The organism is Psychrobacter immobilis, assembly GCF_904846285.1.
GTDB classification, from domain to species: domain Bacteria; phylum Pseudomonadota; class Gammaproteobacteria; order Pseudomonadales; family Moraxellaceae; genus Psychrobacter; species Psychrobacter immobilis_D.
In genome coordinates, this window is sequence record NZ_CAJHAD010000012.1 from 1 (window position 1) to 13,424 (window position 13,424).

A 13,424-nucleotide genomic window follows, 5' to 3' on the forward strand; every position below is an offset into this window, starting at 1 on the left:
CACATATAAGTCATTCCGTTTGTCTTAATGAGGTGCGTATTATAGACGCTTTAATCAGTAAGTCAAGAGGTTATTTTATTTTATTTTATTTTAAATGAATCTAAAATTAGAAATAACTTACTTAAAGCTGGTTAGAATTATTTGAATGACAAGTCATTCTCAATCCGCCTTCCCTTCGACTGGGTGGCATTATACGCGGTTTGATGTGGGGGTCAAGGGGGTTTGGACGTTTAAATTAATATATATCCTAACCCCTTGATTGCTTACGATTTAACTTTGAGACTTTAGCTTTATTCTATAGTCTTATAAATCTAAGCTTGTAGTAATGCCAAAACATTATTAAGGATGTTTATGAAATTAGGCTTATTAATAGTTGGCTGGATCTCTCTTTTAGCAACTACTGCTGCGCTTGCTAATATTAGTTCTGATTATACCTCTCTTAAAGAGGAAGACTGCCAAACTTTGAATATGGTCGAAAATCTATATCAGGCAAATTGCCCTTCAAAACAGAACTATCTGTTGCATACATTCAGTCGTGATTTGAGATCTGGGGTAGATTTAATATATCACAATCGCAAGGTATCTTATCAGCCTATACTGCCTTTTCATGTGGGCGCGACTGTTGAGTGGAGATATGAGAAAGTTGGTAATGCAAAGAAGTGCCATGCTCTTATCTATCGTGTTTATATGGCTCAAATGGATCCCTTGGATAGTGATTCGTTTTATTTACCGAGGGAACAGGACAAGCAGCAATTGATTGTTATTCGTTTGAACAAGGAGAAGTTGTGTTTGCTGGGTGTTATTGAACCAAGTAAAAATATGAATACAGAAGCTCGAAAGCTTGCGGACAATAAATCTGCTAGATGTATTAAGTAGTTCAAACCTTTTCGTTACTGTCATGATGCATATTGATAGTACCCTTCTCTCTCTAGGTCCATAGCTATCTGTATATTTATCCTTCTTGATATTTATACAGATAGCACCTATATATAGAAGCTGACGTAACCCCTTGCTTGCTAGTGTTAATAGACGGTTTTTGCTATAATAGCTGCTTTTATGACATTACTGCATAGCATGTCTGCCTACCTTTATTAGAACGGTACTTATTTATCATCATACTAAGTTGATTACGGGTCATTAGATGACTTAATAATTTTCCTACTATATATATGATGCTATATAAGTTTAAGCGCAGTGCTTGTAGTTAATGCTCACTTCTTACAACATATCCAACATATCCAACATATCAAAGCGGTTAGATATAATTGACGCAGTCTTACGGTTATATGATTGATGGTTGCAATCATCACTGCCAACGGACGCAAAAAGGTGAATAGATTATGGTAGCGATTACTTTACCCGATGGTAGCGTAAAAAACTTTGAAGGCAATACAACGGTCATGGAAGTGGCGCAAAGTATTGGGGCAGGATTGGCGAAAGCGACGGTCGCTGGGCGCGTAGATGGTCAGTTAGTCGATGCGCACGACCCTATCGCCCATGATGCCAAAGTTGAAATCGTAACGCCAAAAGATGCTGATGGTGTCGATATCATTCGCCACTCGGCTGCCCACTTACTAGGTCATGCCGTTAAGCAGCTATATCCTGACGTAAAAATGGTGATTGGTCCTGTCATTGAAGATGGCTTTTATTACGACATCTATAGTGAGACGCCATTTACGCCTGAGCACATGGAAAAAATTGAAAAACGCATGATGGAGCTGATTAAGCAAGATTATGACGTTATCAAAAAAATAACGCCACGCGATGAAGTTATCAAGATATTTGAAGAGCGCGGCGAAGACTATAAGCTTAAGCTGATTAATGATATGCCGGGCGAAGAAGCTTTTGGTCTATATCATCATCAAGAATATGTCGATATGTGCCGTGGTCCACACGTACCAAACACTCGCTTCTTAAAAGTATTTAAACTGACTAAAATGTCAGGTGCTTATTGGCGCGGCGATGCCAAAAACGAACAGCTACAACGTATCTATGGTACGGCGTGGGCAGATAAAAAAGATTTAAAAGCATATATTCAACGTATTGAAGAGGCCGAAAAACGCGATCACCGTAAGATTGGTAAAGCGTTAAATCTGTTCCATATGCAAGAGCAAGCGCCGGGTATGGTGTTTTGGCATGCTAACGGTTGGACGATTTATCAGGTACTTGAGCAATATATGCGTAAAGTACAACATGATAATGGCTATGAAGAAATCAAAACGCCACAAATCGTCGATCGTAGCCTGTGGGAACGCTCAGGCCATTGGGGTAACTATGCCACCAACATGTTTACCACCTCGAGTGAAAACCGTGATTACGCGGTAAAACCAATGAACTGCCCGTGTCACGTGCAAGTCTTTAACCAAGGTTTAAAGTCTTACCGTGAATTACCGCTACGTATGGCAGAGTTTGGCTCGTGTCATCGTAATGAACCATCAGGTTCGCTACATGGTTTGATGCGCGTGCGTGGTTTTACCCAAGATGATGCGCATATCTTCTGTACCCAAGCGCAGATTCAGCAAGAAGTGGCGGACTTTATTAAGCTGACGCTTGCCGTTTATGAAGATTTTGGTTTTGATAATATTATTATGAAACTCTCGACCCGCCCTGAAAAACGGGTTGGTAGCGATGAATCTTGGGACTTTGCCGAAAAAGCCTTGGCAGATGCGTTAGATAGCTCAGGACTAGATTGGGCTTATTTGCCGGGCGAAGGCGCATTCTATGGTCCGAAGATTGAATTTAGTCTAAAAGACTCGCTAGGTCGCGTCTGGCAGTGCGGTACGATTCAGGTTGATCCCAATATGCCTGAGCGCCTCGATGCTGAATTTGTTAATGAGCAAAATGAGCGTGAAGTGCCTATAATGTTGCACCGTGCTATCTTGGGTTCATTTGAGCGCTTTATCGGTATCTTAATTGAAAACTACGCCGGTTGGATGCCAGTATGGTTGGCACCGCAGCAGGTTGCAGTGATGAATATCACTGATAAACAAGCTGATGCTTGCGAAAATGTGGTGCGTGAGCTGAAAAATGCAGGTCTGCGAGCCACTAGTGACTTGCGTAACGAAAAGATTGGATTTAAGATACGAGAGAAAACATTAGAACGCGTTCCCTATATGCTAGTATTGGGAGATAAAGAAGTCGAATCGGGCAGCGTCAACGTCCGAACTCGTGAAGGTGAAAACCTCGGCGTCATGAGTGTTGCAGAATTTATTACATTAGTACAGACCGCTGTTGGCAAAAAAGGCCGACAGACCCCAAAAACAGATGAGGAGTAATACCTATTAAACAGTCAAACCGTTTGAACATCAACGAAGATATCACAGCCAAAGAAGTCCGTCTCGTTAAAGAAGACGGCGAACAGATGGGCGTGGTAGATATCGATACCGCGATGAAAGCGGCACGTGAGGACAGTCTAGATTTGGTCGAATTGGTTCCAGATGCCAAGCCGCCAGTATGCAAAATCATGGATTATAAGCATTTCCTCTATGATCAAAAGCAAAAAGCGAAAGAAGCTAAAAAGAACCAAAAGCAAACTCAGCTGAAAGAGATGAAGCTGCGTCCTAGTACTGAAGAAGCCGATTATCAGGTCAAACTGAAAAAAATCGTCAGCTTCTTAGAAGACCAAGACAAAGTTAAAATCAGTATTCGTTTCCGTGGTCGTGAAATGGCGCACCAAGAGATTGGTCGTAAGCAACTAGATCGCATCATCGAAGACACTGCTGAGATTGCAAACGTCGAGCAATATCCAAAGATGGAAGGTCGTCAAATGGGTATGCTGTTAGGTCCTACCAAGAAAAAATAGTCTGTTCAACAGCTTGCGATTCGTCGTGGCTATCAGCAGCCTATATAGACATTTAAATAGCTATTTAAATTCAAGCCATCAATATGCTACGGGATATTGATGGTTTTTTAATATATAAACCAGCAAATCATTATTTTTTAATCTATGAAACTTGCGAAACCTAGTTTACAAAACCTATCTTCTCAACCTTTTCATTACCAGTTAATCTAAAGGTCTGTTCTATTACGCTTAAAAGCAATCCAAATAACAATAATCAATAACATAACAATTAAGAGCATAGCCATTAAGAGGACAGCCATAGTCGATACTAAGACTATTAATGTCTTTGATAACTACATTAGCTCTTTAAATATTATAGGAAATTCCATGCAAGAACTAACCCCACCCGAAAACGCCTCAACGCCAAGCATTACTTTAAGTGCACCTGAGCCGGTGAAAGAAATACAAAGAAGCGAAGCTGATCAAATGGTAAAGCTGGATGAAAGCCATATTCCAGAACTTGATGCCAAGGTCGATGCCTTTGTTGATCACGTGATTAACAACTCGGTACACAGCTCTGAGTTTCAACAAAACGTGCAATCTATTCATAATTTGGGCAATAAAGAAATCCGTGAATCGGCGCAAGTGTCGAACCGTATGCTTGATCTGCCAGCGAAAAGTCTCAATGAGAGCTTGTTTGACAATTCGCCTATTGCCAAGTCATTGACTGAGCTGCGCGGGATTGTCGAAGATTTAGACCCGAGCAAAAAAGAGCTAACTAGCTCACGTAAACTGTTTGGTCTTATTCCATTTGGCAATAAAGTACAAGATTATTTCCGGCAATACGAATCGGCGCAATCGCATATTAACGCGGTGGTGACCAGCCTTTATAATGGCAAAGACGAGCTGCTCAAAGACAATGCCATGATTGAGCAAGAAAAAGTCAATATGTGGGAATTGATGCAATCGATTCGCCAATATATCTATGTTGGTAAAAAAATCGATGAGCAGCTTGAGCAAAAGGTTTATGCTGTTGAAGCCACTGACCCTGAAAAAGCGCGTATTATTAAAGAAGAGATGCTGTTTTATGTGCGTCAAAAAAATACTGACTTTTTAACCCAATTAGCCGTAAACGTGCAAGGTTATTTAGCCCTTGATACTATTCGTAAAAATAACTTAGAGCTAATTAAAGGCGTAGACCGCGCGACCACGACGACTATCTCGGCACTACGTACAGCAGTGGTTGTCGCTCAAGCAATGACCAATCAAAAACTGGTACTTGACCAAATTACGGCGTTAAATAAAACCACCAGCAGCTTGATTGAATCGACATCGGCAATGCTCAAACGTCAGTCACTTCAGATTCACGAGCAGGCAACCAGTAGCACGATTGAGCTTGATAAACTGCAAAATGCCTTCAATAACGTCTATGATACAATGGATATGATTAGTAATTATAAAATTGAAGCGTTAGAAAATATGAAGCAGACGGTCAATACTTTGACAGCTGAAGTTGATAAAGCGCAGAAATATCTCGATAAATCTAATCAAACGACAGTACTAGAGGTGTCGAAAGAGTTAAATACTAAAAAGATAACCAATCAATCAAATACGGTTGATATCGATATTTAGTATTTGGTTTATCTCCCATGTTGAATACTGTTAGCTATTAACGCTAGCAGCGACTTGCTATCTGATGCACATAAGACAATTGACCTAAGATATTACGGCGTTGTTCGTGTTAAGATAGTACTTATTAATAATTTTAAAAATAGATACGGTAATTTATGAGTTGGAATGATCCAAACGCCTCGAATGAGGCACAAAAATACGTCAACCCTATTCCTAGTCGCGAACTGATACTCAGTACGATTAATGAATATGGCGAAGTCACGCATCAACAATTGGCAAAAGCCTTTAATATTGATGACCCTGACCAATTTGACGCTTTGGGCAATCGCCTAAAAGCAATGGCGCGCGATGGTCAAGTAAATCGAGACGGGCGTCCTTATCGATATCGCACCGTGACCGAGCATGATATCGTCACGGGCACAGTGTCAGCTCATCCTAAGGGTTTTGGCTTTGTTGTATTGAGCGATATGCCTGACCTGTTCTTGCATGAAAAGCAGATGCGCTGGGTATTTAATGGCGATACAGTACAAGCGGTTGGTACGTCTACGGATAACCGTGGTCGCACTGAAGGTCGTATTGTCGATGTCGTTGAACGTCGCCAAAACAACTTCATTGGTACATTGGCGCATGATGAAGATGGTTATTGCGTTGAGCTTGGTAGTCCAAACAACCATCAGCCCATTACCGTCACTGAAGAAAACGTACAGGCGTTCAATGCCAAGCAAGGTGCGCCAGTCAAAGTCGATATTATCGATTGGCCGAACCAGCATGAATTTGCCACTGGTAAAATCACTGAAGTATTATCTGATGACAATGACCGTGAATTAATTATTGAGACTACCCTACTTAACTACGATATTCCGTCAGACTTTAGCGAAGCTGCGCTACAACAGGCTAATGCGTATCAAGAGCCGACCGAAAAAGATTTGAAAGGTCGTACAGACCTGCGTGATTTACCCCTGATTACCATTGATGGTGAAGATGCGCGCGACTTTGATGATGCCGTATTTGCCGAAAAACGCTCAGGTGGTAACTATCGTGTGTTAGTGGCGATTGCCGATGTGAGTTATTACGTGACGCCAAATTCACCACTTGATAAAGAGGCTTTCGAGCGCGGAACGTCAGTCTACTTCCCGCATCGCGTCATTCCAATGTTGCCAGAAGTATTATCTAATGGTTTGTGTTCATTGAACCCTGAGCGTGACCGTCTCTGTATGGTTGCCGATATCAAAATATCTCGTGCCGGTAACGTTACTGGCTATGAGTTCTATCCTGGGGTTATGCATTCGCAAGCGCGTCTCACTTACAATCAAGTGAATGCTTACCTTGCTAATCCAAAAGATAACAGCGTACCTACATCATTAACCGGTAATAAAGACGTCAAAAAATCGGTCGATACCTTACATCAATTGTATGAGCTGCTGCTGAAAAAGCGTGAAGAGCGTCATGCAATGGAGTTTGAGACGGTTGAAACTTATATTAAGTTTAATGAAAAAGGTGGTATCGAAGCCATTTTACCACGCACGCGCGGCGATGCGCAAAAGCTTATCGAAGAGTGCATGTTGCTTGCCAATACCTGTGCGGCAAACTTTGCCCTGAGAAATGAGCTGCCTGTTTTATATCGTAACCATGATAAGCCTGATGGCGAAAAGTCGATGCGTATTCATGAATATGCAAAAAACTTTGGTCTAAGCTTCCCAGAAGAAAACCCAACGCAAGCGGATTATCAGCGGATTATCGAAGCGACTAAAGAGCGTCCTGACGCGATTAGTATCCATAGCATGCTACTGCGCTCGATGATGCAAGCGAACTATGCACCTGACAATATCGGTCACTTTGGTTTGGCTTATGACGAATATAGCCACTTTACCTCGCCGATTCGCCGCTATCCTGATTTAATGCTGCATCGTGCAATCAAAGCGAAAGTGACTAATAGTCAGCAGCCTGTGATGGACTTCTCGCTTGACGCTGCTGGCACGCAAACCTCAGATACTGAGCGCCGCGCTGAAAAAGCATCGCGCTATGTAGAATCTTGGCTCAAGTGTCATTATATGAAAGACCATGTCGGCGAAGAGTTCGATGGCGTCGTGACTACCGTGACGAGCTTCGGTCTATTTGTCACCTTGACTGACTTGTATATTGATGGTCTAGTGCACATTTCAAACGTTGGTGATGATTTCTTTGTCTATGATGAGCAGCAACAACAGCTTATTGGTAAAGACAGAGGCACTGTATTTGGTCTCGGTGATTTAATCAAAGTGAAAGTAGCGGGCGTCAATATGGATCTGCTACAAATCGACTTTGATCTAAAAGCTAAGCTACAAGCGAGCCAAATGAATCAAACCAAAAGAGATCAGCCAAAGAAAACTCCGGCTAGCAACACTTCGGCTAATACAACCTCTGCTAAAAGAAGCAGCAGTCGTGGTAAAGGTGCTAGTAAGAAAAGCTAAAGTAGTCTAAAACTTAAGATTAAAAAAAGACTAACGTTATCGTTAGTCTTTTTTTATGTGTTGATTAATTGGTAGTTCATTGAATGGCTGGATTAAGATGCGGGATATTTGAGGCCTAAAAACTCTAAGCACTAATAACTCTAAACATTAATTATTCTAAGCACTAAAACAATTATTGTGTGTCCATCATTTGCTCGCTACGTTGTTGGTTTACCTGCTCTGCTTGCTCTATCTGAGTGGTCGCCTTATCGATGATGGCTTTTGGCTGTTGCCCTAACGGCTTGCTTGCGATATCTGACGTATTGGTAGTGGGATTAACATTGCTGACATTAGCGTCATTGCTCTCAGCTGCATTAGTAGCAGTTTTTTCTACTTTATTACTAGCGGCTATTACTTCTCTATTTTTTTCACGTTGGCTGCCGCTAATCATATTAAACCCTAATAAAATAACCATACCTGCCAAAGCAAAAATAATCAGATGTTTCATTTGCATAAAAATGTCTCGTCTATTGCGATAAAATGTAGATAGATGTTTCGTTGCATTTTTTATGCCGACTTTTATCTTTAGTATTCATCTTTCTATAGGGAATATTCACCATTATCCTTGAGGGCTATTCTTGCGGGCTATTGTTACTTAATAAATCAGTTTCATCTGAATTTTCGACAATCTCTTGCTCAACTTTTTCCATCAGCTTTTCGTCAGGACGAGTATCAAGCACTTCGTCGGCATTTCGACCTTGCAGAATATGCTTTGCACGTGCCTTCGCTTGTTTTTTATCCTTATCCTCAACTGTAGTTTCGACAGCTTGAACTTTATTAGATGCTTTAGAAGCACTAGAGTCGTCGGGAACGTTAGAAGTATTGGATGTTAAGGTTACCTCAGCATGAGCGTTATCAATACATTGAGTGCTTTGACTACTTTGGAACTGCTCAAACGCTTTTTCTAACTTATGATTAAAGCGTAACTGATAAATCGGCTCGGGTAAGCTAAAGCCTTCATCTTCCAGAGCATGCTTGGTTTCGCGAATGGCAATACTGCGGGCTTTGGAAAAATCAGCTTCTAATTGATTGACCCATACTTGAAACTGCAAAATGATATTTGAGTCGCCAACTTCTTTGATAATCGCTGTGACCTTTGGCTTATCTAGAGCAAAACCCAACTTACATATGGCATCGATACCTACTTTGATAGCAGCGAGCGGATCATCATTTGCATCTACGCCTAGCTCAAAAGTAAAACGGCGCTCAGGGTTTTTGGTGTAATTTAAAATCGTCGCTTTAAAGACTTCCGCATTGGGAATACGTAACTGGTTACCATCTAAAGTCATCAAAATAGTCGCGCGTGAGGTTAGGCGTACGACAATACCTTCTTGTTTGTTAATCAAAATATGATCGCGGGCGCGAAACGGTTGGCGAATACTGAGCATGAGCGAGGCAATATAGTTCTCAATCGTGTCCTTGACGGCAAAACCAACGGCGATACCAATAACGCCTGCGCCGCCAAGTAGCGTGCCCAAGATAGTCTCAGCACCAATCAAGCTTAACGCCAAAATCAAACCAAAAATGATAAAGATGACTTTGACGGTTTGTGCCAGCAGCTCAGCGACAAAAGGATTGGGCGTAAAACGTTGCCACATTTTTTGCCGATTAGATAACCAACTACCAAACCAAGTGACCAAGGCAAATAAAAGAATCCCTACCAATAGTAGCGGCAAAGCTTTGACTAAGTTTTTGCTTTGCGCCTTGAGGCTTTGATAAACGGTCGAGACATTATCTTGCACATCAAGGGTACGATTGATTCTATCTTCTACCGTCACTACGTCCGTTAAGCGATTGGTTAAATTAATGGCTTGCTGGGCTTTTTTTTCATTGGGCGTCTCACCCGTTAAGGTAACAACCCCTTGGTTGACGCTTACATTGACCGCTTGTAAGCCGTCAATTTCGGAAAAAATGCCACTGATGCGTTGACGAATGTCATTGTCTTTTAATGGGGTTGGGGTGGTTTCGATTTGAGCATTATTAGTGCTTTCATCGCTGATAACCGGTGGTAGCTCAACTGGCGGCGTCGGCGGCACAGAGTCGGAAGTATTCGGAATCGCAGGCGTGATAGCTATAGTACTATTTAGACTGTTATTTGGCTCATTGATAGCTGGTGCGTTAATAGCTGGTGCGCTAACGGTAGTCGGCTGATTGCTTTGCTCATTATCAATTATACTATTATCAGCAACCTCATCAGTGACTACAACATTCTCACTGATGCTACTTTTTTCAGCCGCATAACTGGGCAGGTTTAAAAGGATGCTTAATAGCAATAACAGCTGAGTGCAAGCCTTTGTCGTTATGCGTGACTTGCCTAGCCTGCTGAATCTGCGCAGCCTACGTAATTCGGGCTGGTCAAAATACGCTGCCATAAGCATCCCTTTATTATTCTAGCTTTATGCTACATTGCCAATAACATTATCTAGATATGACCATTAAAAACTATTTACTATCTAGATAAAGCTGCGCCTCACCCAAATCTAGAGTACCTTCATAGATAGCGCGACCAGTGATAATACCTTCGATACAATCACCATAAGGTTTTAGCAATTCGATATCTTTCATATCGGTGACGCCACCTGAGGCAATCACCGGTAAACCGCCTTCACGCGCTAAGTTGACCGTCTGCTCGACGTTGACGCCTTGCATCATGCCATCACGGTTAATATCGGTATAAACGATTGACGATACGCCGACATCAGCGAAACGCTTGGCAAGCTCAGTGGCCTTGGTATCAGTGACGTTTGCCCAACCGTGCGTTGCAACCATACCGTCTTTGGCATCGATACCGACGATGATATGTCCGGCAAATTCGCGACAAGCTTCGGCCACAAAATCAGGCTCTTCAACGGCTTTGGTACCGATGATGATATAAGTCAGACCAGCAGTAATATACTGCTCGATAGTTTTCATATTACGTACACCGCCGCCCAATTGAATCGGCAGCTTAGGGAAGGCTTTGGCAATGTCATGGACCACTTGCTTATGGACTGGAATGCCGTCAAATGCGCCATTTAAATCGACCAAATGCAAGCGACGCGCGCCTTCGTTGACCCAACGCGCCGCCATAGCGACTGGATCATCAGAAAATACCGTGTCGTCTTCCATACGACCTTGTTTTAAGCGCACACATTTACCATCTTTTAAATCAATAGCAGGGATAATGACAGGGACAGCACACATATAACATTCCTTATAAAAACGATATGAACAATAAAAAATTCAAAAATAAAACAAGTATCAATAGCTACTTAATCAATAGACACTTAAAGAGCGAATAAATAACAGTCATTTAGCATAGCAAATTAAAAGTGGCTGTTAGGAGAAATTCGCTAACTATTGGAATGATAATAAAAAAACAAGAAAACTGTCTAAAATTTGGCTAAATAATGGCGAAAAACAGACAATCATAACTATAAGTTTTGGCACTTGGATTCACTGGTAACATTAGGTAAATTCACTTACCAACTGGCAATTTTAGGTCAGTTTAGCGTATAATCCTAGGTAAATTTGTATTTGTGCGATAAAACCTAATCGTCTGCTACCTATTGACGATTTTAATCAGCACAAGGTAAATACAAGCTTAGTATTAAGAACCAGATTAATGCTTACGCTTATAGATTGCGCTTATCAAGCAATTGAATTTACCCTGTAATCATAGGTCATTAAACAGCGCTTAGATAGTTTACTAAAAGATGGCTTGTATAAAGCATGAACAAGTCTCTTATTTCTCATTTATATTCACTCGAATGCATAGCGCTGCTTAAATCACAAAGATTCTATGATGTACAGATATTCTGATTTATAGATATTAGGATTTCTAATACTACAAATTTTAAGATTTTAATAAATCGTATGTTAAAACTGTCTTTTATCTAACGTCAGCCTAGTTAAGGGTAATATTAGATTGGAAGGTTTTAGTGTACACCTTGGTAGCCAGTCGTCACTTTGGTCATTCGAATAAGACATTAACGTGTTGTTAAGGAGTCTAAGGTCAGCGTTAATACTCTTACTTGTAGTTATGATGATGTGTTATGTCTAGAGCGCTTTTTCACGCCCTTTTTTGGGCTTGATAAGGGACTTTATTGATAACGCTGTTAGTCATGCTGCCGATATACCAAACAGGACGTCTGGTATCGTTTTAGACTATGGACTAAGTTTTCGCTTATGATTACCATCAAAAAAGGTTTGGATTTACCCATCACTGGTGAACCCTCCCGCGAGATATCTGAGCACAGACCCGCCTATGTAGCACTTGTTGGCTATGATTATGTGGGCATGAAGCCCACGATGAATGTCAAAGAAGGCGACATCGTAGCAAAAGGTCAGCCCGTTTTTGAAGATAAAAAACGAGTCGGCGTTATCTACACTGCCCCTGCTGCTGGTAAGGTCATCGCCGTGAATCGCGGTGAGCGTCGTGTGTTCGAAAGTCTTGTGATTGCGGTCGACCCAAACGGTGAAGAAGTAGAATTTCAGCGCTACGACTCCCAGCAACTTGCTGACCTAGATTCTGAAGTCGTTGAAACCCAACTGCTTGCCTCTGGTGAATGGACCGCGTTCCGTACGCGTCCCTATAGCCGCTCTCCTGAAATAGGTGCTCGTCCGCACGCTATCTTTGTCAACGCCATGGATACCAATCCATTAGCATTTGACCCGATGTTGCTGATTAATGAGCAATTGCAGGCGTTTAATGACGGACTTGCCGTATTATCAACCCTCAGCCCCAAGACCTTTGTCTGCCATCATGGCGATGCCCAGTTGACGCCAGTTGCCAAAACGGCGGCTAATAATGTCACTGAGTATCATAGCTTTGCCGGTAAACATCCAGCTGGTCTTGTTGGTACGCACATTCACTTTTTGCATCCCATCATGCGCGGCGTGACCGTTTGGACGGTTGGCTATCAAGACGTGATTGCCATTGGTAAATTGTTTACCACGGGGCGCTTATATACGCGCCGCATGCTTAGCCTTGCCGGTCCTGCGGTCAAAAACCCGCACTTAATCGTCACCGAACGTGGTGCTGATATCACGGCTTTGACCAAGGGTAAGCTTGAGGCTGGTGAGAACCGTATTATCTCAGGTTCTGTGCTATCAGGTCGTAAAGTGTTTGGCAATACTGCTTATCTTGGTCGCTTTGATAATCAAGTCAGTGTGCTATCTGAAGGTCGTGAGCGTCCAGCGTTCCATTTCTTAAGCGTCGGTAGCAACCGCTTTTCAAAATTGCCTATCTATATTTCTAAGTTTTTTGGCAATAAGAAATATAACTTCACAACTACCAGTAATGGCTCACCGCGTGCGATGGTGCCAATTGGGGTTTATGAAGAGGTGATGCCGCAAGACTACCTGCCAACGCAACTATTACGTGCTTTGATTGTCGAAGACATCATTACGGCAGTAGATTTGGGCGTACTTGAATTGGACGAAGAAGATTTGGCATTATGCACCTTCGTATCTCCTGGCAAATATGAATTCGGCGATATTTTGCGTGATAACTTAACGCGCATTGAGCTGGAGGGCTAACC

9 protein-coding genes are annotated in these 13,424 nt (G+C 42.0%); 6 read left to right on the forward strand and 3 right to left on the reverse strand.

The annotated features are described in order from the left end of the window. The first annotated feature begins 351 nt into the window (after positions 1–351). The 5 genes from JMX13_RS08390 to rnr all read left to right on the forward strand — a co-directional run bounded on the left by JMX13_RS08390 (position 352) and on the right by rnr (position 7,863). The gene (locus JMX13_RS08390; protein ID WP_201612078.1) at positions 352–876 is read left to right on the forward strand and encodes a hypothetical protein; all 525 of its coding nucleotides are present in this window, start codon (positions 352–354) and stop codon (positions 874–876) included. A gap of 464 nt (positions 877–1,340) precedes the next feature. After that, positions 1,341–3,275: a threonine--tRNA ligase gene (gene thrS, locus JMX13_RS08395; protein WP_201612079.1), complete on the forward strand. Its 1,935-nt coding sequence runs from the start codon at positions 1,341–1,343 to the stop codon at positions 3,273–3,275. A gap of 23 nt (positions 3,276–3,298) precedes the next feature. Then, positions 3,299–3,802: a translation initiation factor IF-3 gene (gene infC / locus JMX13_RS08400; RefSeq protein ID WP_201545000.1), complete on the forward strand. Its 504-nt coding sequence runs from the start codon at positions 3,299–3,301 to the stop codon at positions 3,800–3,802. Positions 3,803–4,168: 366 nt separating this feature from the next. Continuing rightward, positions 4,169–5,413, forward strand: coding sequence for a toxic anion resistance protein (locus JMX13_RS08405; protein WP_201612080.1), 1,245 nt, complete (start codon positions 4,169–4,171; stop codon positions 5,411–5,413). Between the two features lie 155 nt (positions 5,414–5,568). Beyond that, on the forward strand, positions 5,569–7,863 hold the full coding sequence (rnr, locus tag JMX13_RS08410) for a ribonuclease R (RefSeq protein ID WP_201612081.1): 2,295 nt from the start codon (positions 5,569–5,571) through the stop codon (positions 7,861–7,863). Positions 7,864–8,035: 172 nt separating this feature from the next. Here the strand turns inward: rnr and JMX13_RS08415 are convergent, their stop codons facing one another. The 3 genes from JMX13_RS08415 to hisA all read right to left on the reverse strand — a co-directional run bounded on the left by JMX13_RS08415 (position 8,036) and on the right by hisA (position 11,085). Next, a complete protein-coding gene (locus tag JMX13_RS08415) occupies positions 8,036–8,356 on the reverse strand; it encodes a hypothetical protein (protein ID WP_201612082.1) in 321 nt (106 codons plus the stop codon). A 118-nt stretch (positions 8,357–8,474) separates the two neighbouring features. Beyond that, a complete protein-coding gene (locus JMX13_RS08420) occupies positions 8,475–10,274 on the reverse strand; it encodes a mechanosensitive ion channel family protein (protein WP_227686265.1) in 1,800 nt (599 codons plus the stop codon). Between the two features lie 70 nt (positions 10,275–10,344). Then, the gene (gene hisA / locus JMX13_RS08425; protein WP_201612083.1) at positions 10,345–11,085 is read right to left on the reverse strand and encodes a 1-(5-phosphoribosyl)-5-[(5-phosphoribosylamino)methylideneamino]imidazole-4-carboxamide isomerase; all 741 of its coding nucleotides are present in this window, start codon (positions 11,083–11,085) and stop codon (positions 10,345–10,347) included. A 984-nt stretch (positions 11,086–12,069) separates the two neighbouring features. On the opposite strand from hisA, the gene JMX13_RS08430 reads away from it, so the two are divergent. Next, positions 12,070–13,422, forward strand: coding sequence for a Na(+)-translocating NADH-quinone reductase subunit A (locus tag JMX13_RS08430; protein WP_201612084.1), 1,353 nt, complete (start codon positions 12,070–12,072; stop codon positions 13,420–13,422). The last annotated feature ends 2 nt before the right edge of the window (positions 13,423–13,424 follow it).